This window comes from Gaetbulibacter sp. S0825 (genome assembly GCF_011777505.1).
In the GTDB taxonomy this organism is placed as follows: domain Bacteria; phylum Bacteroidota; class Bacteroidia; order Flavobacteriales; family Flavobacteriaceae; genus Pontimicrobium.
Genome location: NZ_JAATJT010000002.1, coordinates 142,133 through 165,417, shown reverse-complemented (window position 1 = coordinate 165,417; position 23,285 = coordinate 142,133). Strand labels below are relative to the sequence as shown.

Annotated in this window: 18 protein-coding genes; 11 read left to right on the top strand and 7 right to left on the bottom strand. The window is 32.1% G+C overall.

Going from position 1 to position 23,285, the window contains the following annotated elements; translation table 11 throughout:
• Positions 1-12: 12 nt before the first annotated feature.
• Positions 13-1,815, top strand: a complete 1,803-nt coding sequence (locus HB672_RS08310; protein ID WP_167610850.1) for an acyl-CoA dehydrogenase family protein — start codon at positions 13-15, stop codon at positions 1,813-1,815.
• A gap of 72 nt (positions 1,816-1,887) precedes the next feature.
• On the opposite strand, the gene HB672_RS08305 is transcribed toward HB672_RS08310, so the two are convergent.
• The 6 genes from HB672_RS08305 to HB672_RS08280 form a co-directional block, all read right to left on the bottom strand.
• On the bottom strand, positions 1,888-2,883 hold the full coding sequence (locus HB672_RS08305; protein WP_167610847.1) for a hypothetical protein: 996 nt from the start codon (positions 2,881-2,883) through the stop codon (positions 1,888-1,890).
• Positions 2,884-3,016: 133 nt separating this feature from the next.
• Positions 3,017-3,430, bottom strand: a complete 414-nt coding sequence (locus HB672_RS08300; RefSeq protein WP_167610844.1) for a nuclear transport factor 2 family protein — start codon at positions 3,428-3,430, stop codon at positions 3,017-3,019.
• 31 nt (positions 3,431-3,461) lie between these two features.
• Positions 3,462-5,621, bottom strand: a complete 2,160-nt coding sequence (locus tag HB672_RS08295) for a DUF5916 domain-containing protein (RefSeq protein WP_167610841.1) — start codon at positions 5,619-5,621, stop codon at positions 3,462-3,464.
• An 8-nt stretch (positions 5,622-5,629) separates the two neighbouring features.
• On the bottom strand, positions 5,630-6,166 hold the full coding sequence (locus HB672_RS08290) for a hypothetical protein (RefSeq protein ID WP_167610838.1): 537 nt from the start codon (positions 6,164-6,166) through the stop codon (positions 5,630-5,632).
• Between the two features lie 9 nt (positions 6,167-6,175).
• On the bottom strand, positions 6,176-6,604 hold the full coding sequence (locus tag HB672_RS08285) for a nuclear transport factor 2 family protein (RefSeq protein ID WP_167610835.1): 429 nt from the start codon (positions 6,602-6,604) through the stop codon (positions 6,176-6,178).
• A 99-nt stretch (positions 6,605-6,703) separates the two neighbouring features.
• Positions 6,704-7,630 (bottom strand): helix-turn-helix domain-containing protein, encoded by a 927-nt coding sequence (locus tag HB672_RS08280; RefSeq protein WP_167610832.1) that lies wholly within the window; start codon positions 7,628-7,630, stop codon positions 6,704-6,706.
• A gap of 240 nt (positions 7,631-7,870) precedes the next feature.
• On the opposite strand from HB672_RS08280, the gene HB672_RS08275 reads away from it, so the two are divergent.
• The 9 genes from HB672_RS08275 (at position 7,871) to HB672_RS08235 (ending at position 20,002) form a co-directional block, all read left to right on the top strand.
• Positions 7,871-9,466, top strand: coding sequence for a nuclear transport factor 2 family protein (locus tag HB672_RS08275; RefSeq protein ID WP_167610829.1), 1,596 nt, complete (start codon positions 7,871-7,873; stop codon positions 9,464-9,466).
• 6 nt (positions 9,467-9,472) lie between these two features.
• A complete protein-coding gene (locus tag HB672_RS08270) occupies positions 9,473-9,940 on the top strand; it encodes a DUF6265 family protein (protein WP_167610826.1) in 468 nt (155 codons plus the stop codon).
• A 2-nt stretch (positions 9,941-9,942) separates the two neighbouring features.
• The gene (locus tag HB672_RS08265) at positions 9,943-11,274 is read left to right on the top strand and encodes a M28 family metallopeptidase (protein ID WP_167610823.1); all 1,332 of its coding nucleotides are present in this window, start codon (positions 9,943-9,945) and stop codon (positions 11,272-11,274) included.
• A gap of 4 nt (positions 11,275-11,278) precedes the next feature.
• A complete protein-coding gene (locus tag HB672_RS08260; protein WP_167610820.1) occupies positions 11,279-12,046 on the top strand; it encodes a hypothetical protein in 768 nt (255 codons plus the stop codon).
• A gap of 11 nt (positions 12,047-12,057) precedes the next feature.
• Positions 12,058-13,701, top strand: a complete 1,644-nt coding sequence (locus tag HB672_RS08255; protein WP_167610817.1) for a M1 family metallopeptidase — start codon at positions 12,058-12,060, stop codon at positions 13,699-13,701.
• A gap of 5 nt (positions 13,702-13,706) precedes the next feature.
• Positions 13,707-14,270 (top strand): YdeI/OmpD-associated family protein, encoded by a 564-nt coding sequence (locus HB672_RS08250; RefSeq protein WP_167610814.1) that lies wholly within the window; start codon positions 13,707-13,709, stop codon positions 14,268-14,270.
• Between the two features lie 261 nt (positions 14,271-14,531).
• Entirely contained in the window at positions 14,532-15,911 is a 1,380-nt protein-coding gene (locus HB672_RS08245) for a kelch repeat-containing protein (protein ID WP_167610811.1), read from the top strand.
• Positions 15,912-15,991: 80 nt separating this feature from the next.
• A complete protein-coding gene (locus HB672_RS08240; protein WP_167610808.1) occupies positions 15,992-16,546 on the top strand; it encodes a PepSY-associated TM helix domain-containing protein in 555 nt (184 codons plus the stop codon).
• A 198-nt stretch (positions 16,547-16,744) separates the two neighbouring features.
• Positions 16,745-20,002, top strand: coding sequence for a hypothetical protein (locus tag HB672_RS08235; RefSeq protein WP_167610805.1), 3,258 nt, complete (start codon positions 16,745-16,747; stop codon positions 20,000-20,002).
• 75 nt (positions 20,003-20,077) lie between these two features.
• On the opposite strand, the gene HB672_RS08230 is transcribed toward HB672_RS08235, so the two are convergent.
• Positions 20,078-20,755 (bottom strand): Crp/Fnr family transcriptional regulator, encoded by a 678-nt coding sequence (locus tag HB672_RS08230; RefSeq protein ID WP_167610802.1) that lies wholly within the window; start codon positions 20,753-20,755, stop codon positions 20,078-20,080.
• Between the two features lie 103 nt (positions 20,756-20,858).
• Here HB672_RS08230 and HB672_RS08225 point away from each other — a divergent pair, with 103 nt between their 5' ends.
• Positions 20,859-23,234 (top strand): heavy metal translocating P-type ATPase metal-binding domain-containing protein, encoded by a 2,376-nt coding sequence (locus HB672_RS08225; RefSeq protein ID WP_167610799.1) that lies wholly within the window; start codon positions 20,859-20,861, stop codon positions 23,232-23,234.
• Positions 23,235-23,285: the final 51 nt, after the last annotated feature.

The following is a 23,285-nucleotide window of genomic DNA, read 5'->3' as shown; positions in this document are numbered from 1 at the left end:
AACGATAAAGTAATGGAAGAAAAAGAATTATTAAGAGGAGGTCAGTTTCTAGTAAAAGAAACTAACTGTGAAGACGTTTTTACTCCTGAAGACTTTTCAGAAGAGCAAAACATGATGAAAGAAGCGGTTATGGAATTTAACGACCGTGAAATTATTCCTCATAAAGCACGCTTTGAAGCAAAAGACTATGCCTTAACTGAGGAATGTATGCAAAAAGCTGGAGAACTCGGATTTCTTAGTGTAGCAGTTCCTGAAGCCTATGGTGGTTTAGGAATGGGATTTGTGTCAACGGTTTTAACCTGTGATTATATATCATCTGGTACTGGTTCATTTAGTACAGCATTTGGTGCACACACTGGAATAGGAACTTTACCAATTACACTATATGGTACCGAAGAGCAAAAACAAAAATATGTGCCAAAATTAGCTTCTGGTGAATGGTTTGGAGCTTATTGCTTAACAGAACCTGGAGCAGGTAGTGATGCCAATTCTGGTAAAACAACTGCAACGCTTTCTGAAGATGGAAAATCTTATAAGATTAACGGACAGAAAATGTGGATTTCCAATGCTGGATTCTGTCGTTTAATGATTGTATTTGCAAGAATTGAAGATGATAAAAATATTACAGGTTTCATTGTAGAATATGATAAAGATAATCCCAACGGTATTACGCTAGGTGAAGAAGAACACAAACTAGGTATTCGTGCTTCATCAACAAGACAAGTATTTTTTAATGATACTGTAGTTCCTGTTGAAAACATGCTATCCGAAAGAGGAAATGGTTTCAAAATTGCAATGAATGCTCTTAACGTTGGTCGTATAAAATTAGCAGCTGCTTGTTTAGACTCACAAAGACGCATCACATCATTAGGTGTACAATATGCCAATGAACGTAAGCAATTTAAAACACCAATATCTGAGTTTGGTGCTATTAAAGTAAAAATAGCAGAAATGGCTACAAGTGCTTATGCAGGTGAATCTGCAACCTATAGAGCTGCAAAAAACATTGAAGATAGAATAGCGTTACGTGAAGCAGCAGGAAATTCACATCAAGAAGCAGAACTTAAAGGTGTTGAAGAATATGCGATTGAATGTTCTATCCTAAAAGTAGCAGTATCTGAAGACGTACAAAACTGCGCTGATGAAGGTATTCAGATTTTTGGGGGAATGGGATTCTCTGAAGAAACACCAATGGAAGCAGCTTGGAGAGATGCTCGTATTGCTCGTATTTACGAAGGTACAAACGAAATCAACCGAATGCTTTCCGTAGGAATGCTTGTAAAAAAAGCCATGAAAGGACATGTAGATTTATTAGGTCCAGCACAAGCGGTTCAAGAAGAACTCATGGGTATTCCTTCGTTTGATACACCAGATTATTATGAGTTATTTTCAGAAGAAAAAGAAATGATTAAGAAACTTAAAAAAACCTTCTTAATGGTTGCTGGTGGTGCAGTACAAAAATTTGGACCAGATTTAGAATCGCATCAACAATTATTAATAGCAGCAGCAGATATTTTAATTGAAATCTATATGGCTGAGTCTACTATTTTAAGAACTGAAAAAAATGCCAAACGCTTTGGTGAAGAAGCTCAGTCAGTACAAATAGCAATGGCAAAACTATATTTATATCATGCTGTTGATATTATTGAAGAAAAAGGGAAAGAGAGTATTATCTCATTTGCTGAAGGTGACGAACAACGCATGATGTTAATGGGGCTTAAGCGTTTTACTAAATATACAAACTATCCAGACATTGTAGATTTACGCAAAGAAATCGCAGAGAAAGTAAAAGTTGAAAACAAATATTGTTTTTAGACTTTTGGTTGGTTGGATAAAAAACGCCTCTAAATGAGGCGTTTTTTTATATAAATTAATTGAATTTTATTATCAATTATTTGGCCACTCTCCCCAATTACTACAGTGACCACCATTATCTGTACCAGCCAATTCTACATAAGGACCCGTATATAAAGCATTCATAACTGCTCTTGGTGAGGCCTTAATAGCTCCATTGTTTTTAAACTTAACTGTTCCAAAATGTCCTTGACTTAATCCATGACCTATTTCATGAACAGCTATAGATTCAACGTCAATATTAGTGCCATCACCATTGTCACCCCAAATCCAAGAAGGGTCATAATATATTTCTCTAAAAGCAACATCAGCTTTTCCATTATTATCAACATCTGTTGGGCCATCAATATCAGTAAAAACAAAAGTATGAGTAACTCCTAAAACACCAGCTGCGTAATTAATATCTCTAAACCCTCCATGTTGTACATCTGCAAATACAAAAGGAGATCCTCCAAGACCATTTATGAATGCAACTACTCCAATATCAACTCCAAAATCATCATTTCTAATTAATCCCAAATCAGAACAGTTAACATCTCTCCAAGTATCCGTTGCACGCTCTATAGCAGCATCAGTATTAGTATTAGTACCGAAAACATCATCAGATATAGGCACAGCATCTCCTGTTGTATCTATGGCATAAGTAATTGTGTTTCCACTATCTGAGCTCCATGCTCGTCGTGTATCACCAGGCACAAAATCAGCAGTCAATTGTTTGTTTCCTACAATTTTTGATAATACAGTATTACCTGCTTCATGAGAACCACTAGCTGTAATAAGTTCTGCAGACGCAACTCTATAGTTCATTCCTTTAGCTGCTAAAGCATCATTTATACCATCAAGGTACTCAGATGTAATTGTTAGTAATCCACTACCACGTGCATTACTAGCAGCATCAACTTCATTACCAATAAAAGCCTCAGTTGCTAAACTTTGAGGCTCTTCAGGCTGAGTAATTTCTTCTGTTTGACATGACCAAAAAAATAATGACAATGCCATGATACATGTAATTTGTCTAATTAATTTCATTTTATAAAGTTTTTAGTTAATAAATAGCCCCTTAAAGGTGAGAAACCATTTACAATCATACAATACTCAATTTGAGTATTTTTTATGTTTTATAAATAAAATGAAATTAGTACTTAAGAATTAAAGTGTACTTTTAATACTCTATAAATGTGAATGATTTATGAATAATTTTCCATTCACCTTTTACTTTTAATAGCATCAAATAATCTGTATAAAGACGTTTTCTGTCTGGCATATCAATTTCTATTTTTGCTATAGCAGCATCATTAACAAAATCTACAGATACAATTTGACCAATTCTATTACTTTTTCTTCCTTGTTTTACATTAGAAATGTATCCTTTACCAGACCAAGCTTTCACAGAATCATTTTGAACAAAGTATAAATTAAAATCTGGATGAAATGCACGTTTTAATCTATCTGGTTCTCCATTGGCTGTTCCTTCTATATAATCCATTAAAGGTTTGTTTATTTTTTCAGTTTCTGTTTGTGCATTTGCTGATAATGTTCCTAAAAAAATTGCGAGAAGTAATAACGTTTTTTTCATTTTTAATTGATGTTTATTTTCTCTAAAGTTATTAAAAATCTAATCGATAGTTCATTTTAAAAGCAATTCCCCAATCTTTTCTATGTATATCCTTATTGAAATTATCAGTTATCACAAAATACACATACGACAATGGCTTATACTCCCATTGCAATCTACTATTTATATTAAAATTATTTCTTTGCGTATTGTATTGTACATAAGTAGTCCAGTTCAATCTATTATTGAAGAAAATTTCTTTTGTAAATCGAGCCAAATGAAACGTTTCTTTTCCCAATACATTTAAATCTATCTCATTAATATCATAAGATGCTTCAAAACTAGCAAAAGGTAATAGTTGATAATTTACATAAGCACCAGCTGTGAACCTCTTTCCATTGTAATAAGACCCTTTTTGTAAATTAAAACGGTACCGAAATTTTTGATTGTTTGCCGAATTGTATCCAACTTTTAAAATACCAAAACGATACTCATTTGGGACTAAAGCATTCCCTTCACTAAGCGGATTAAAACCATACTTTAAATCGATAATGTCATACTTATACACATAATACACTGAAGATAAATTCTTAAAAAAAACTGCTGAATTTAAAAAGTGTGACGATTGGCTCATTACACCACCATCATCAAAGTAAGTGTTGTTATTATAATTTAAGAAACGAACAGAGTTTATAGTTTTAGACTGTTCGTAGAATTTTTGATACTCTACTCCTACAGTTGTTTGTGTATAACCCTCTCTAACCACTAAATCGTTTATTGCATCATAATTATATAATCTTGGTGTAAAACCAACATCAGTAATATAGTTTTTGCAAACATTTTTAATAGAAGCGTTCCACTCTAATCCTCTTTTGTTAAACCAAATTCCAGCATTATAAAAACTATTATCTCCAGAGATACCATCATTTAGACTCTTTCCATAATTCGCTAAACCAATCCATCTATTATTATCAGATTTATAATTTAGATTAATTCCTGTAACTCGATTATAATCGTTCACAAAATCAAAATTATCGGTTTGCTGGCGATTAATAAAAAAAGCTGTTGTTACAAAATTTTTAGAAAGTTGTTGCTCTAAAACTAAAGTTCCAAAATTTTGTGATACAACTGCTGCTTCTTCATCTGTTTGAACATTTAAAACACCTATTCTGGTTTTGGGAGATATATTTCCAGATAGTTTTAACCCAAACTGTATATCACTATTAGCTCCTACTCTTCTTGAATAAAATGGATTAATACCATCTACTCCTAGATTTGAAAACAAATCGGAGTTTTCGAGAAAGAAGTTTCTTTGCTCAGGAAAAAAAACAGAAAACCTAGTTAAGTTTGTTACTTGTTGGTCAACATCAATTTGCGAGAAATCTGGATTAATCGTTGCATCCATTTTTAAAGATGACGTAAGGTTGTATTGAACATCTAAACTTGCTTTAAATGCGGTGTCATCTACATTATTTATAACATCATTTTGATAATTTGCAGTTAAGGATGGTGTAGTTGTAAATCTTGAATTTGACTTTTCTGGAAGGTTTTCTATTAAGAATTTTTCAGTGAAACGTAAATCCAAATTGGCATAATTACGTTTAACATTCTTTAAAATAGTCCATGAATTATTTTTTATATCTCGTACATAAAATTGAATACCAAATATGTTATTCTCTTTATTGAAATTTAATGATTTAAGAGGGATAGCAATTTCGTATTGCTTTTTATTACTATTTAGAAAAGTCTCAGATTGCCAAATAGTATTCCAACTAAAGCTTAAATTATAGCTATCGTTTACTCTACTAACCAAACCATCTGTTTGATTTCCTAACGAGTTAACTGCGAAAAAATATCCATTTTGTTCTTGATTTTGCGTATCTAAAATCATTACGAAAGAATCACTTAAAAAAATTGAAGTATCTCTTTTTAAAGTGCTTACCTGTGTTTTATCTGTAGAATCAAAATAAGTTGCACTAACATACAAATACTCACCATTGTGAAATAATTTTACAGAAGTTTGATTTTTTGCTAAACCGACATCTGTAGGTAAATAATTATAAAAATTGGTGTTTTCTGGTAAAGTTTCCCAAACAGATTCTTCTAGTTTTCCATCAATTTCAATTTTAGTATCAACAAAAGTAATATTAGATGTTTGAGAACTAATTTTTACTATAAAAAATAGTGCAATAATTAAAAATGCTTGCTTCATTTATATTACTAATTGATGTTATAAAATTTTTCTGAGATTTTTGAAACTAGTTTGCCATTTTTTTCAAATCGCTCTACAGTTCCAGACCTCAAGCTATTTGGGTGCTTATATATATCCTTTATAAAATCATTTATATGAGGGATATTAATTTTCTTGACCGCTTCGTTAATATCTAGCCATAGAATCTCTCCTATTATTTCTGGTATGTGCTTATCTATAGAGTCAGTACTCATTACAAAAATGTTCCTAGAAGAAAAATGGTTTTGAGTTGGATTTTTTAGACCATACACTCCTCTTAATTTCATATTGTACACTTTAATACCATAAGTAGATGCAATACTATCTATACCTTGTTTTATAGTTTGTTTGCTATTTTGATAAAGCCCAGGAGTTACCCAAAAATCTTTGTTCTTTATTTTTACAACCATCAACTTGTTTTCCTTATTAAGGATAAGCATTCTATGGAATGTAGTTATCTTACTTTCTTGCGCTTTTACAGATATTGTTGTGAAAGCTATAAATAGAATTAATAATATTTTTTTCATTATTGAATATTAATTATCATCTACTCTAGTAGCCGTTTTACTAATTATTTTCCATGCATCATCAAACTTCTTTAACAAGAACAAATCAATATAAACCCATTTTCTTTCAGGACCTGCTATTTCAACCTTAGCAGTTGCAATATCTTTTACAACTTCTATTGCTAGTACTTTTGCATCACGACCATTAAACTTTCCTTTTTCTGCATTTTTAAAAAAGTCGACATATTCATTTGGAGTATATCTTTTAAACAAGCCGTCTCTTCCTGTTAAATACAACGTACCATTATCTGTAAAAGCGCTTTTAAGCATTTCTAGCTTCACATAAGAACTTCCTTCCATATATTTTTGAAGTGTTTTTTCAATTAAAGATGCTTCTGATTGCGCTATTGAAAATTGAGTAGCTAATAATACTATAGCAATAATAATTCTATGTTTCATTTTTATAGTGTTTTAAATATTACTCAAAATTGCAAAAATGAAATGAAGAATGTATTGTGAGTTATAAAACAGGTGTCCTAAATTATAATTTTAGACATGTTATGTCTGCGAATCTCGAAACGCTGCTGGTGTTATTCCAGTAAGCTTTTTAAAGGTAGCATAGAAAGCAGAACGTGAAGAAAAACCAGCTTCATAACCAATAGCCTCAAATGTATAGTCGCTTTTTTTGGTTATTAGTTTTTTTGCTTCTTCAATCCTACTTTCACTAATGTATTGCGCAAAACTTTTACCTAGATTATCATTTAAAAGTTGGGATAATCTATGAGAGGATATGTGTAGTTCTTTAGCAATACTGCTTAATTTTATATTGGGATTTTTATATAGTTCCTTTTGCAACATAACCTTTTCGAGTTTCTCTATTATTAAAAGAGCCTCCTCATTTTCAATTTTTTTAGAAGCATACTTTTCAGGAATATCTTTAAAAACATTGTCCCTATTATTCTTAAATAACAAGAAAAAAAGTAAGCCATAAAACACAAAAGAAAAAGTGAGTGTGCCAACATAATAAAGATAAAAGTATCCAATAATGTAGGCTATATAAATAAGTAAATTAGCAATAAAAACATTGAATAACCAAAGCTCAGCAGTTGTACATTTTTCATCTTTATTAAAGATCTTTTTTAAAATACCCTTTAAAACATATCCTGAAGCCAACACATACATTCCCCATACTGTATAAATAAACTGAACAAAAAAGGTCGTCCAAAAATCATTATTTGTTGTGTATGGCTTTAAAAGCCCACCAATAACCACAAATAAAAATAAAGTTATAAAATGTACCTTCCATAATTTAGGTATTATCTTAGTATTCTCTACCGAAGACTTCAAATAATAATACAACGAAACGCCTATTAAAAAACAGGCTGACAAACCTATTTGGAGTATTAATAAATTTCTATCCTCCTTTAACGTGAAAATTGTATATAAGGATTTTCCAATTCGTACAGTTAGCATTAAAACTAACATTCCAAAAAATGTGTTTTGAATTCGCTTTTGCTTAGCAAAAAACAACAAGTACAGACTCACTAAGAAGCCATTAAATACTCCTAATGCACAAAAGAAAAATAAAAGCTGATTGCCCAAACTGTAATTCTATTAGATATCTTTCAAAGATATAAAGTTAGAAATTAATAGTATTCTTTATTCTAGACAATTAAACATCAATAAACCTTTTTTATTACTTTAGAGAAAAATTTAATTAATCTTATGCGCAAGTTATTTTCTTCTCTTCTATTTTTTGTTTTTTTAGTTTCTTATTCGCAATCTAATACCGATGTTTTTTTGTTTGATTTAAAAGCCTCAAACAATTATATAGAGTTATTTAACCAAAGAAATATTTCGGTAAATGATGGTTACGATAATCAACCTTCATTTCTCGATGAGAATACTGTGTTGTATGCAGGAACGAGAAATGGACAAACTGATATTGTCAAGTATAATATCAATTACGATTCAAAAATATTCATTAATCATACTGAAGGCGGCGAATATTCGCCTTTAAAAATTCCAAATAAAAATGAAGTCTCTGCCGTACGTTTGGATAAAGACGGAAAGCAACGCTTATACACCTATAATTTAAAGAATGGTGAATCTACAGAGCTTGTTCAAGACCTTGTAGTGGCCTATTACACTTGGTTTGATGACAATATTATTGTGGGTGCAGTTATTGAAGAAGATGGATTAAACTTATATGCAATTAATTTAACTGAAGGTTGGAGCAGAAAATACGCCACCAACGTAGGTCGTTCATTTCATAGAATTCCAAACTCCAATCTTGTGAGCTTCATTTCAAAAGAAAATGATGTTTGGCAAATAAAGTCCTTAAATCCAATGACTGGAACCACTAGGCTTATTGCCAACACAATGAAAGACGTTGAAGATATTTGCTGGTTAAACAATAGAACCATTCTTTCAGGAAAAGAAAGTGTGCTATATAAATTAACCTTACGAAAAGATAATAATTGGAAAAAGGTTGACGATTTACTCTCAAAAGGGATTTCAAAAATTACACGCTTAGCTACAAATCCAGAATCGACTATGTTACTAATCGCTGGAGATATTAATAGCAATAAGACGAATACTGTTGAAACTACGCCTAAGGATAACACAAGTAGTCCTACCTCAACAATAAGCGAAGAAAAAGCTGCCGAAATTGTACAAAGACATATTGAACCTTTCAATAATAGACAACTCAATGAATTCTCAAATGCATTTGACGAAAATGTTGTGGTAAATAGGTTTCCAAATGAAAAAATGTATTCCGGACGCAATACTTTAAAAGAAAACTACACACAATTTTTTAAAGAGAATAAAAAGTCTAATGTTAAAACCTTAAACAGGATGACATTAAAAAATATAGTTATTGATGAAGAATTGGTTACCCTAAATAACACTACAAATAGGCAAGTTACGATTTATGAAACAGATGCAAAAGACATTAACTCAATGACTTTTTTAAGTAATTCTACAACCACATCTAACCCAGAATCTATTGTAAACAAGCAGCTGGAAGTATATAACAATAGAGATATTGATGGTTTTGTAAACACCTATTCTATCGATATTAAATTGTTCACATTTCCTAATAATGTCACAACTCAAGGTCGAGTAGCTCTCAAAAGACAATATGCTTCATTTTTTGAAAACACACCAGATTTAAATGCTGAAATCGTTAACAGAATTGTTTTAGGAAACAAAGTTATCGATAAAGAAAAAGTGACTGTAAATGGACGTGTTTTTTATGCCATAGCTATTTATGAAGTCGAAAATGATTTGATTAAAAAAGTAACTTTTATTCAATAATCCATTATGAAGAAACTAATCCTAATACTCCTTTTAATTAGCTTTTCATGTAAAGCGCAAACAGAAACCAAGCTCGAACCAAAACTAGAAAACATCGCTTGGATTTCTGGTACTTGGCATGGTGAAGCATTTGGTGGAAAAACAGAAGAAATTTGGAGTGAGCCCTCAGCAGGCTCAATGATGGCTACATTTAAATTGATAAACGATGGTAAAGTGACCTTCTATGAAATTGAAATTATTAGAGAAGTAGAAAACTCGCTTATTCTTCAATTAAAACATTTTGGGTCAGACTTAAAAGGTTGGGAAACAAAAGATGAAACCGTAGACTTTCCACTTAAAGAAATTACTCCAACCAAAGTAGTGTTTGAAGGCATGACTTTTGAAAAAGTGGGTGATAAAGAAATGAATATCTATGTAGATATTGAAGAAAATGGAACCGTAGAAACTGTAAAATTTAATTATACTAAACAATAGCAATGAAACAATCACTAACCGTATTACTACTAGTATTTGTAGTAAATAGCTTTTCACAAACCGACCAAAAAATTTATGATATCATCGATGCTGTTTCAGCAGAGCGTATTAAAAATGATGTAAAAACCTTAGTAGATTTTGGTACACGTAACACTTTTAGCGATACTGTTTCAACAACTAGAGGCATTGGAGCTGCTAGACGCTGGATTAAATCTGAATTTGAATCCATTTCAAAAGAATGCGATAACTGTTTAGATGTTTTCTATCAAAAAGATTTAGTAACAAAAGAAGGTAATCGTCGTGTACCTCACGATGCTTGGATTGTGAATGTAGTAGCTGTACAAAAAGGTACAAAATATCCAAATCGCTACATCATCATGAGTGGTGATATCGATTCTCGTTCAAGTAATACTATGAATTTTGAAATTGACGCACCAGGAGCTAATGATAATGCTTCAGGAATGGCTGGTACCATAGAAGCAGCAAGAGTATTGAGCAATTATCAATTTGAAAATAGCATTATTTACGTTGGTTTGTCTGGTGAAGAACAAGGCTTGTTTGGTGGTGCTGGATTAGCGAAATATGCCAAAGAACAAGGTTGGGATATTATTGGTATTCTTAATAATGACATGATAGGAAACATTAAAGGCGTTGATGGAGTTATCGACAATCGAACGTTTAGAATATTCTCAGAACCTGTACCTCCAACAGAAACAGAACGTGAGCGAAATGTAAGACGGTTTTATGGTGGCGAAGTTGATGGTATTTCACGTCAGTTGGCACGTTATGTACATAAAAATGTAAAAACGTATATGCCAGAAATGAATCCAATGATGGTGTATCGTTTAGACCGTTTTGGTCGTGGCGGACATCATCGTCCATTTAACGATTTAGGTTTTGCAGGTATCAGAATTATGGAAGCACATGAGAACTACACTCAACAACATCAAGATATTCGTACCGAAAACGGTATTAACTATGGCGATACATTTGAGCATGTGAATTTTCCTTATGCCAAAAAACTAACTGCCGTAAACGCTATCAATTTAGCTAGTTTGGCTAGTGCACCTCCAGCACCAGAAAATGTTGCTATAGGAGGTATAGTTCAACCTTCTGCTAAGTTTAAATGGGACAAAGTTGATGGTGCAGTTGGGTATAAAATTTATTGGAGAGATACAACCTCTCCTACTTGGGATAACAGTCGTTATGTTGGTGATGTATCTGAGTTTACTTTAGAGGGAATCGTTATAGATAATTTCTTTTTTGGAGTCGCTTCGGTTGGAAAAGATGGTTATGAAAGTCCAGTAGTTTTTCCAAATAAAACGTTTAGATAATTAGATGAAATTACTTAAAAGGAGTAACATCATATTTTTAGTACTTGCTTTGATTTTAAGTTGCCAAAAAGACACTAAAAATGAAGTTCTTGTTCTAGGAACCATCCACAGTGGACATCTAACGGAAGAAGTATTTAATATTGAGAAATTAACAGCAATTATAAAGGAAATTAATCCTGATATAATTCTAACTGAAATTCCACCAAACCGCTTTGATGCAGCTATGGAGGGGTTTAAAAGAGATGATAGTATTTCAGAACCACGTGTTATGAGGTTTCCTGAATATACCGATGTTATTTTTCCGTTGTCAAAAACTATGGATTTTGAAATTATCCCAACGGCTGGATGGACAGCAATTATGGCAAGTGAAAGGTCTAAAAAACTTCAAGCTATTAGCAAGGATACAACAAGAATTGATGACTGGAAAGAATATACTACCGCAAATAAATTAACCGATTCTTTAATGAATGCTACTGGTAAACGAAACGACCCAGCATTTATACATACAAATACATATGATAGTATTTATAATATTAGATTAAGTACTTACAACAGGCTTTTTAACGAAGAGCTTGGTCTCGGTGGATGGGATAATATCAATATAGCTCACTATTGGAATATCGAAAAAGCCCTTCAAAAATATAAAAACCAAGGTAAGCGAATTCTTATTACCTATGGTGCTGGACATAAAGTGTGGTTTTTAAATGAACTTCGTAAAAGAGATGATATTACACTTTTAGAATTACAACCCTTTTTAGACAGAATTAATTAATCTATAATAATATGAAAACTAAATTTTTAGTCCTTTTTATACTCCTCATAACATCATCAATAGTTATTGAAGCTCAAGGATTACTTGAAGATAAAAACACGTTTACAAGACAAGACACCTTGCGTGGTACAATTACTCCAGAAAGAGTATGGTGGGATGTAACTTATTATCATTTAGATATTAAAGTAGATCCAGACAACAAATACATTTCTGGTAAAAACTTAGTTCAATACAAGGTTTTAAAACCTCATAATGTTTTACAAATTGATTTACAAAATCCATTAGAAATTACTAAAGTAACCCAAAATGGCAAAGAGTTAAAAGTAAAACATGATGGTAATGCACACTTTATTACCTTAAAAGACAAACAGGTAGTTGGTGATATAAATTCACTGGAAGTACATTATAAAGGAAATCCTAAAGTTGCAAAAAGAGCACCTTGGGATGGTGGCTTTTCATGGAAAAAAGATGACAATGGAAAGCACTTTGTAGCAACCTCTTGTCAAGGTTTAGGTGCTAGTGTTTGGTGGCCAAATAAAGACCACATGTACGATGAAGTAGATAGTATGCTAATTAGTGTGAATGTACCTAAAGGCTTATCAAATGTTTCTAATGGACGGCTTAGAAGTATTGAAGAACAGGATGATAATACAGTAACCTCACATTGGTTTGTAAACAATCCTATCAATAATTATGGTGTGAATGTAAACATTGGCGATTATGTACATTTTTCAGAAGTATTTAAAGGCGAAAACGGTGATTTAGACTTAGATTATTTTGTGCTTCGCGATAATCTTGAAAAGGCAAAAGAACATTTTAAAGACACACCAAAAATGATGAAAGCTTTTGAGCATTGGTTTGGTCCTTATCCGTTTTATGAAGATGGCTTTAAGCTAGTAGAAGTTCCTTATTTGGGTATGGAACATCAAAGTTCAATTACCTATGGAAATAAATATATGAAAGGCTATTTGGGTAACGATTTATCTAAAACTGGTTGGGGGCTAAAGTTCGATTTTATTATTATCCACGAAGCTGGTCATGAGTGGTTCGCAAACAATATAACGTACAAAGACATTGCTGACATGTGGATTCATGAAGGGTTTACAGCTTATTCCGAAGGCTTATATCTTGAATACCATTACAACAAACAAGCTGGAGACGAATACACCGTTGGCAAAGGAAAAGACATAAAAAATGATAGACCAATTATTGGTTATTATAATGTGAATAAAGAAGGTTCTGGCGACATGTACAATAAAGGTGCTTACATGATTCATACCTTAAGGCAACTTATTGAAGATGACGAAAAATGGCGAATGATTTTACGTGGTTTAAACAAGACCTTTTATCATCAAACGGTTACTACAAAGCAAGTAGAAGATTATTTAAGTAAAACAACAGGAATCGATTTAACCGAGTTTTTTAATCAGTATTTACGTGATGTTCGCATTCCAACTTTAGAGTATGAAATAAAAAATAACGTCTTAAAATTTCGTTATACTAACATTATTGAAAACTTCGACATGCCAATAAAAATACATATTAATGGAAGTGAACAATGGCTATTCCCAAAAGCTGAATGGCAAACCATGAGCACTAAAGCTGATGATATAAAAATAGATGATAACTTCTTAGTGTATTCAAGCAAATTATAAACCCTGTGGATTATCCAGAATTATATTTTGAACGCGATGTAGATTGGTACGATTGGCTATTACAAAATCATGAAGCTGCCAATGGAGTCTACCTTATTTTCTTCAAATTAGAAATGAAGGTTCCCACCATGCGTTGGGAAGAAGCAGTAAAAGTAGCATTATGTTTTGGCTGGATAGATTCTACAGTTAAAAGTTTGGGCAACGGAAAACGTCGCCAATATTTTACACCAAGAAATCCAAAAAGTGTTTGGAGTGCCTTAAACAAGCGTTATGTTATTGAACTAGAAAATAACAACCTAATTCAACCCAGTGGTTATCATAAAATAGACATTGCCAAACAAAATGGCATGTGGAGCTTTTTAGATGATGTTGAAAATTTAATTGTCCCAAACGATTTACAAAAAGCATTTAACTCAAATAAAAGAGCGCTAGAGAACTATCAAAACTTTGCTCCTGGATATAGAAAGTCCTACTTGTATTGGTTAAAACAAGCCAAACGAGAAGTAACACGACAAATCAGGATTGAAAAAATCATTGAGTTTTGTGAACAGAATATTAAGTCACGATAAAAAATCAAATGAATACTACTAATTTACTTATAGGAATACTACTAGTAATTGGAGTAATTGCATTCACCATATACGAAATAAATGATTATAATAAATCGCGAAAGTTTGATTGGATGATATTTTCTTCTAATGTTAAAATATACACTGGAGTAGTAATTACTTTAATGATAGGAGTTGTAATGATATATAGGGAATTAAGCTTTATTTTTAATTAGAATATCACGGTATAATTTTTGATACATAAAAGTAAACCCAACCAACATGCAAAAAATTTACATTTCCGTTTTACTAGTTTTAGTATCCTATACATTACAAGCTCAACAAGTAGTTACAATTTTAGATAGTGATAGCAAAGAACCTATTTCAGATGTAAACATTAAAGTAAAAGGAATAGATAAAGGCTTTGCTACAAATCATAATGGGGTTTTTACAATTAATAGCAACGACAATTTAAAAAACACTAGCATTCTTATTATTTCTCACATTAACTACTACCCAGAAGAAATTACTTTAAAAAATCTAGAAAAACTAGATCATACTGTCTACCTTTTGAAGAATACGTCTCGCCTAGACGAAATTATTGTGAGTGCAAAAAAGAAGAGAGTACGAAGGCGAGAACAACTTTTAAAGTTTACAAAAGTATCTACAATGCCTAAAGGTCTTTTCGCATTTGGAGCCTCAGAAAAAGATGGGAAGGTTATAATAACTGGTGGCGAAAAATCCGTTACAACTAATACCTTTGATGAAATAATTGAAAAAGATAAGGCAATGGAAAGTGCGTCATTTGGAATGACCATGGAAGATATGCTTGAAAATATGGTTATTAAAGCAAATTGGAAAAATTATAGTTCAAAAGTTCACGTATATGATTTAAATAAAAATATGTGGAGTGATACTAATAAAAAAAATATTAAAAGAGCTTTCCATAATAGTCATATTTATGATAATAAACTTTATGTCGTAGGTGGTAAACGTGTGTCTAACCTTAAAGGAAAAGAGTATCTAGAAAATAGAATTGAAATATTAGATTTAGAAAAGAACACTAAAATCATAGATAATGTTAATCCACATAAAGCTGTAAATTTTGCGTCTTTTATATATAACGATAACCTTATAGTTATGGGCGGTTCTATAAAATCAACTATTGAAGATGTTAAAACATTTTCAAAAGAAGTGCATGCACTCAACCTTCAAACTGGGCTATGGTATAACATTGGAAATATGCCAATACCCAAAGAAACTCAAGGTGTTTTAATAGATGATACTATATATTTAGTAGGAGGCCATAATAATGACCCAATCAATAATATTGAAACATTTAATTTAAAAACAGGAAGATGGACTAAAGAAGGTGAACTGTTTAAAAGCATGATTAATCCTGGGGTACTGGCTGTTGAACATATGATTTATATTTTTAATAATGGGACATTTTTCACCTATAATATAAATACCAAAAGGCTAAGTGAATACAAAATTGAATTAGGCCTTCACGCACCTAAAATATTTGTAAATAACAATAAACTCTATTTATTGGGCGGCTTTACATCTGATGATGTTTCAGTAATACCATCTAAAAGTGTTTATTCAATTGACTTAAGTGAATTTGAAAACTTTAAAATCATTAAAACCAAAATATTATAACTACGCCTCATTTCCTATTAACAACTCTTTAAGAATAATTCCATCTAAATTCCCTATTTTCGACCTCAAACAATTTGTCTTTGAATAAAAAAACTAGAGTATTAGCAAAAGAAACACGATGGTACAGGCGTTTACACAAAACGGTTGCTATTCCGTTGGTAGTTTTTTTGTTTTTAGTTGGTGTTACTGGGTTATTGCTAACATGGAAAGACGAATTAAAATTAAAACCACCTTCACAAGAAATTACACAACAACAAAATCTTATTGGGTTAAAATCCATTGAAGATATTGCCATAAACTATTCAGATTCTCTAAACTTAGACAACACCATAAACCGTATAGATTACAGACCATCTAAAGGCATAGCAAAAGTGCGTTTTGAATATCATTTTACCGAATTACAAATAAACTGCTATACTGGAGATATTGTATCAGTAAAACAACGAACAGCAGATCTTATTGAAATGATTCATGATGGAAGTATTATTGATTATCTTTTTAAATCAGACTCTCACTATACAAAACTACTCTACTCTACACTTACCTCTTTAGGGTTAATTATTCTTTCTATAAGTGGTTTTATGATGTGGTTGCGACCAAAACAAATTAAAGCACTAAAACAACAAAAGCTTTAGCATATCTTCTTTAATAAAAATCCATAAGATTTTCTTAACTTTAAGGCTTACAATTCTAACCAATAATTAAAATGAAATGAGCATAAACAAATTTCATCATTTACATAACAATCAAAATGATAAATTTTTAATGCGAATTCCTGAATGTGTAGAAATTTTTAGTTTCTTCATTTTCAGTAAACTAAAACTTTCAAACAGATGAAAAAATTCTTTTCTCTAGTAATGCTATTATGTGTTACCCTACTTTCCGCACAGGAATTTTCAATGGACTTAGTAAAAAACATGAAACCTCGTAATATTGGTCCAGGAGGTATGTCTGGTCGTGTCACAGCTATTGATGTTGTTACAAGCGACCCTGATGTTATGTATGTTGGGACAGCTTCTGGAGGTCTATGGAAATCTATTTCAGGAGGCATAAAGTGGGAGCCTATTTTCGATAACGAGGTTACGGCATCCATTGGTGCTGTGGCTATCCAACAATCTAACCCAAGTGTTATTTGGGTTGGAACTGGCGAAGGAAATCCACGTAACAGTTTAAATGGTGGTTATGGTATTTACAAATCGCTAGATGGTGGTAAAAGCTGGATGGCAATGGGATTACAAAAAACAAGACATATACATCGTGTAATTATCGATCCAACAAATCCTGATGTAGTGTATGTTGGTGCCATTGGTTCGCCTTGGGGAGAACATCCAGAACGTGGTGTTTATAAAACTACTGATGGTGGAAAAACTTGGAATAATATTCTATTTGCAAACAATAAAACTGGAGCAGCCGATTTAGTAATGGATCCAACAAATCCAAACAAATTAATTGCTGCCATGTGGGAACACAAACGTGATCCTTGGTTTTTTAATTCTGGTGGTGAAGGTTCAGGTTTACACATTACTCATGATGGTGGAAATACTTGGAAAAAATTATCATCAGATGATGGTTTGCCAAAAGGTAATTTAGGTAGAATAGGTGTTGGTTTTGCTACTAATAAGCCAAATATTGTATATGCACTAATAGAAGCTAAAAAGAATGCCTTATACAGAAGTGAAGATGGTGGTTTTACCTGGAAAATGGTAAATGACAACTCTAGTGGTCGTGGTGCTGGTGGTATTGGAAATAGACCTTTTTACTATTCAGATATTCATGTAGATCCTGAAAATGAAAATCGTGTTTACTCAGTATTTACGTATGTAAATGTAAGTGAAGATGGTGGTAAGAGCTTTTCAGCATTAATGCCAGCTTATGGTGTTAGTAATGGTGTGCATCCAGATCATCATGCTTGGTGGATTCATCCAACCGATGGTAGTTTTATGTTGGACGGAAACGATGGTGGATTTAATATCACACGTGATGGTGGAAAAACATGGCGTTTTATAGGTAACATTCCTGTAGCACAATTCTATCACATAAATGTAGATAATGAGTTCCCATACAATGTATATGGCGGAATGCAAGATAATGGTTCTTGGAGAGGTCCTGCTTATGTATGGAGAGATCAAGGCATTAGAAACTCTTATTGGCAAGAAATATCATTTGGTGATGGTTTTGATGTTATCCCAGACAGAGACGATTCTCGTTACGGATTTACCATGAGTCAACAAGGGTCAGTAAGTAGATACGATTGGCAAACTGGAAATAATTATAGTATTAGACCAACGCATCCAGATCCAGATGTGAAATTAAGATTCAACTGGAATTCTGCCATTAATATTGATCCATTCGACAATAGTACAATTTACTTTGGAAGTCAGTTTGTACATAAATCAACAGACAAAGGATTAACATGGACAGCTATATCTCCAGATTTAACTACCAATGATCCAGAAAAGCAAAAACAACACGAAAGTGGTGGCTTATCTATGGATGCAACAGGTGCTGAGAACCATACAACTATCCTTGTTATAGAACCATCTCCAGTTGAAAAAGACATGATTTGGGTTGGTACCGACGATGGCCGCGTACATTATACTCAAAATGGAGGACAAACCTGGACAGATGTAGCAAGTAATATAAAAGGGTTACCAGCAGGAAGTTGGATTCCTCAAATTAAAGCATCCAATAAAAATAAAGGAGAAGCGCTTTTAGTAGCAAATGATTACAGGCGTTTTAATTACACACCTTATGTTTATAGAACAAAAGATTACGGAAAGACTTGGACTAGAATTGTAGATAGTAATGATGTTGAAAGTTATGCCCTTGCAATTATTGAAGATTTAGAAGAACCAAACCTAATGTTTTTAGGAACTGACGACGGCTTATACATATCAATAGACGCAGGAAACAAATGGACAAAATGGACTAAAGGATTCCCAACAACATCAGTTAAGGATCTAGTAATTCATCCTCGTGAGCATGATCTAGTTATTGGTACTTTTGGTAGAGCAGCTTGGGTTATTGACGATATTCGTCCGTTACGTGAAATTGCTAGTAACAAAGCTGTTTTAAATAATAAACTAACCTTATTTAATCCGCCTATAGCATATCAAGCAGCCTACCAACAACCAACTGGAAGTCGTTTTGGTGCAGATGCCATGTATAATGGCGATAATCGTTCTGGTGGAGCTATCATGTCATACTTTATAAAAGTTGATGACAATAAAAAAGAGATGCCTAAGGCTGATGATTCTAAGAAAAAGAAAAAAAGTAAGAAAGATAAAAATGTAGTAGCCGAAAAACCAACTGAAAAAGTTGAAAACAAAGTTAAATGGGACTCCATACACATGAATATTTATGATGGTGACCGCTTAATAAGAACTTTAAAACGTAAAGCTCCAAAGGAGAGCGGTTTACATAAATGGACATGGGGAATGAGAGAAAAAGGAGGTGATAGACCTTCAAGAACAATTCGTCCTCGTCGTGGTGAACCTGGAGGAGTTGGTGTAAAACCAGGAACTTACAAAGTAGTCATGAGTTTTGGCGACCAAACATCGGAAACAAATATTACCGTAGCATCAGACCCAAGACTTGATGTTGATACAAATTCTATTAATGAAGTTTATAACGCTTCAAAAGAAGTAGAAAAAATAACACAAGTAGCAGCCGATGCTGTGAAGCAATTAGTAGAAAGTAAAAATATTGCAACGGAGTATAGTAAAATGTTGGCAAAACTTGACAAAGAAGCTCATAAAGATAATATTAAGGCTTCAAAAGATATTATTAAAAGTATTGACGAAGTACTAGAAATTTACCTTGGAAAAGTTGATAAAAGACAAGGTATTACCAGTGATCCAAATGTAAATGTTATGCAACGTGTTTTTGGCGCAGCATCTTATATTAGATCAAGAAAAAGCGGTATCACTTCTACTGAACGTACTTTACTCAAAAATGCAAAAGATGCATTAAATAATGTATTGGAAAAAACAAACACTTTCTTTAATGACAAATGGACTCTATATAAAGCTTCTATGGAAAGTCTAAGTTTATCGCAATTTAAAGACGTTAAATCTTTTAAACTAGATTAACTAAATTTAGTAATCATAAAAAACGCTCTGATAGTATCAGAGCGTTTTTTTTTGTTTTTATAAATAAAACTTGTTTTATTCTACTCGTTTCAAACCTTCAAGGTCTTCTATTTTAATGTGCTTACCTAAAGCTGAGATAAGACCTTCTTTTTTAAATTGTGATAACACCCTAATTGCAGATTCTGTTGCAGTTCCAACAATGCTTGCAAAATCTTCACGTGACAAAAGCACACTCAAGGTGCCATCTGGATTTGTTCCAAAATTTTCATTTATATCCAATAAGGCCTCAGCTAAACGCTGTCTAACAGATTTTTGTGCCATATTCACAATAACATCATCAGCTTCCCTTAAATCATCTGCCATCTCCTTTAACATATCCATCGTGAAATTATTATTCTTTTTTAAGTCATCAATAATTTCTGCCTTTGGAATAAAACATAACTCCATATCATTTAAAGCTGTTGCTCTTAAATTTGTTCGCTCGTCACTAATTAATGAACGCTGACCAAGAATTTGGCCTTTTTCTACCAATTTTATTATCTGGTCCTTTCCATTTGCACTTAGCTTTGTAAGTTTACAAACGCCATCTTTAATACAAAATAGACCATTGAGTGATTCTCCTTCTTCAAAAATCACCTCACCTTTCTTAATTATTCTAGAAGTTTTACACGCAGAAATTCTTAATAGCTCATCTTTTGTCAAAGCCTTAAGAGAATTAAATTGTCTAATTATACATTGTTCGCACTTACTCATACCTATTTTCGAAGTTATGCAAAAATAATTAAAACATGACAATTATCATATTTTAATTTTCATTAACTTGACAACTTTGCGTTAGGTATTTTTGAGCAAGTATATGGAACATAAAACATGTTTCCACTGTGGTTTAGACGCTTCTAAATCAGGAATCACATTCGATAAAAAGTCTTTTTGCTGTAATGGTTGTAAAACTGTTTACGAAATTTTTTCTGTAAACGACTTAAGTTGTTATTACGATTTGCAAACTGCTCCAGGTGCAACACCAAAAGAAATTGAAGGCAAATACGATTTTCTTGATAATGAAAAAATTACAGAAAAACTGTTTGAGTTCAATGATGGAGATATTCGTATTGTGTCATTATACATTCCACATATACATTGCAGTTCCTGTATTTGGATTCTTGAAAATTTAAACAAACTGCTGCCAGAAGTAAGCAGTTCATTAGTCAATTTTGGCGAAAAGACTGTTCGCATTACTTTTAATGACGATAAATTATCGCTCAAAGATTTAGTAAATCTTTTGTGCCGAATTGGTTACGAGCCATACATAAGTTTAGAAAATTACGAATCAGGTAAAAAGAAAATAGATAGATCTATTATCTATAAACTTGGTTTAGCAGGTTTTGCTTTTGGGTATGTCATGTTTTTGTCATTTCCTGAGTACCTACAAGTAGAAGGAATTTGGTTAGAAAAATACAAACATATCTTTAGGTGGTTAATGTTTACTTTTTCTGTTCCGGTTGTATTTTATGCTGCTCAAGATTATTTCATTTCGGCGTATAAAGGTCTTCGATCAAAGTTATTGAACATAGATGTACCAATTGCCTTAGGTATTTCTGTACTTTTCATAAGAAGTACTGCCGAAATAGTTTTAGATATTGGAACAGGATTTTTTGATAGTTTAACTGGACTGGTATTCTTTTTATTACTCGGAAAATATTTTCAGCAAAAAACCTATGCATTTCTTTCTTTTGAAAGAGATTACAAATCGTATTTTCCAATTGGAGTCACCAAAATAGCAATTGATGGGAAGGAATCATCTATACAAGTATATGATATACAAAAAGGAGATCGTTTACTCATTAGAAACGAAGAGCTTATTCCTGTAGATTGCATTTTAATGAAAGGAAATGCGAGAATTGATTATAGTTTTGTAACAGGTGAATCTGAAGCTGTTTCAAAAAAATCGGGTGACAAACTTTTTGCTGGCGGGAAACAACTAAATGGTATTATTGAAGTTGAAGTTTTAAAATCTGTAGAACAAAGCTATTTAACACAACTTTGGAGCAATGATGTTTTTAAAACCAACAAAGAAGATGTATTTAAAAGTTTAACCAATAAAATAAGCAAACACTTCACAATTGCCGTTCTTTTAATTGCTGCTTTAGCAACAACGTTTTGGTTAATATACGATTCTAGTAAGGCACTAAATGTATTTACAGCTGTATTAATTATTGCTTGTCCTTGTGCAATAGCATTATCTGCACCGTTTACATTAGGCAACATATTACGTATTCTAGGAAAGAAAAAATTCTATTTAAAAAACGCTAATATTATTGAGCAATTGGCTAAGGTAAATACCATAATTTTTGATAAAACAGGAACTATTACTGCTAACAAAAGCTCTAAAATAACTTATGAAGGTGAACAATTATCTATAGAGGAAGAAAGCCTATTAAAAAACACACTTAGAGGCTCTAATCACCCATTAAGTAGAGCTCTATACAACATTTTAAACGAACATAAAATAGTAACTTTAGATAATTACAAAGAACACTTAGGACAAGGTATTGAGGCGTCTTTTAAAACACGAAATATAAAAGTAGGCTCTGCTCCTTTTGTTGGTTATAGTAGCGATTTAGCTACAAAAAACACAGCTGTACATATTAGCACAAACAATAATTACAAGGGTAAGTTTACTTTCTATAACGATTATAGAAAAGGGCTTTCTAAACTTTTTAAGAAATTAAAAAAAGATTACGACCTTGCTGTAATTTCGGGTGATAATGATGGTGAAAAAGATAATTTAACTAAATTGCTTCCAACAAAGACCAAATTATTGTTCAACCAAAAACCAGATGATAAATTGGAATACATAAAATATCATCAAAGTGAAGGCGCCAAAGTATTGATGGTTGGAGATGGATTAAATGATGCTGGTGCATTGGCACAAAGTGATGTTGGTATTGCAATTTCAGAAAATGTAAACGTATTTTCACCAGCTTGTGATGCAATTTTAGATGCTAGAAAATTCAATCAATTATTCAGTTATATAACGATATCTAAATCTGCAATAAAAATTATTAAATGGAGTTTTCTATTATCATTTTTTTATAATGTAATAGGATTGTATTTTGCGGTAACAGGTCAATTATCACCAGTAATTGCAGCAATTTTAATGCCTTTAAGCTCCATAAGCATTGTTGTTTTTACCACCATCACCACTAACCTGTTAGGAAGAAAATTAACTTAAAAATGAAACATGATAAAAGTCATATTTTAGATAAGCTTATGAAACTATTTT

Bases quoted from the DNA above. Each gene is read 5' to 3' on its own strand.
- HB672_RS08280 (WP_167610832.1), bottom strand. From the start codon at position 7,630: ATGTTAGTTTTAATGCTAACTGTACGAATTGGAAAATCCTTATATACA.
- HB672_RS08300 (WP_167610844.1), bottom strand. From the start codon at position 3,430: ATGAAAAAAACGTTATTACTTCTCGCAATTTTTTTAGGAACATTATCA.
- HB672_RS08235 (WP_167610805.1), top strand. From the start codon at position 16,745: ATGAAAAAATTCTTTTCTCTAGTAATGCTATTATGTGTTACCCTACTT.
- HB672_RS08265 (WP_167610823.1), top strand. From the start codon at position 9,943: ATGAAACAATCACTAACCGTATTACTACTAGTATTTGTAGTAAATAGC.
- HB672_RS08245 (WP_167610811.1), top strand. From the start codon at position 14,532: ATGCAAAAAATTTACATTTCCGTTTTACTAGTTTTAGTATCCTATACA.
- HB672_RS08260 (WP_167610820.1), top strand. From the start codon at position 11,279: ATGAAATTACTTAAAAGGAGTAACATCATATTTTTAGTACTTGCTTTG.
- HB672_RS08255 (WP_167610817.1), top strand. From the start codon at position 12,058: ATGAAAACTAAATTTTTAGTCCTTTTTATACTCCTCATAACATCATCA.
- HB672_RS08305 (WP_167610847.1), bottom strand. From the start codon at position 2,883: ATGAAATTAATTAGACAAATTACATGTATCATGGCATTGTCATTATTT.
- HB672_RS08285 (WP_167610835.1), bottom strand. From the start codon at position 6,604: ATGAAACATAGAATTATTATTGCTATAGTATTATTAGCTACTCAATTT.
- HB672_RS08270 (WP_167610826.1), top strand. From the start codon at position 9,473: ATGAAGAAACTAATCCTAATACTCCTTTTAATTAGCTTTTCATGTAAA.
- HB672_RS08290 (WP_167610838.1), bottom strand. From the start codon at position 6,166: ATGAAAAAAATATTATTAATTCTATTTATAGCTTTCACAACAATATCT.
- HB672_RS08295 (WP_167610841.1), bottom strand. From the start codon at position 5,621: ATGAAGCAAGCATTTTTAATTATTGCACTATTTTTTATAGTAAAAATT.
- HB672_RS08275 (WP_167610829.1), top strand. From the start codon at position 7,871: ATGCGCAAGTTATTTTCTTCTCTTCTATTTTTTGTTTTTTTAGTTTCT.
- HB672_RS08225 (WP_167610799.1), top strand. From the start codon at position 20,859: ATGGAACATAAAACATGTTTCCACTGTGGTTTAGACGCTTCTAAATCA.
- HB672_RS08310 (WP_167610850.1), top strand. From the start codon at position 13: ATGGAAGAAAAAGAATTATTAAGAGGAGGTCAGTTTCTAGTAAAAGAA.
- HB672_RS08230 (WP_167610802.1), bottom strand. From the start codon at position 20,755: ATGAGTAAGTGCGAACAATGTATAATTAGACAATTTAATTCTCTTAAG.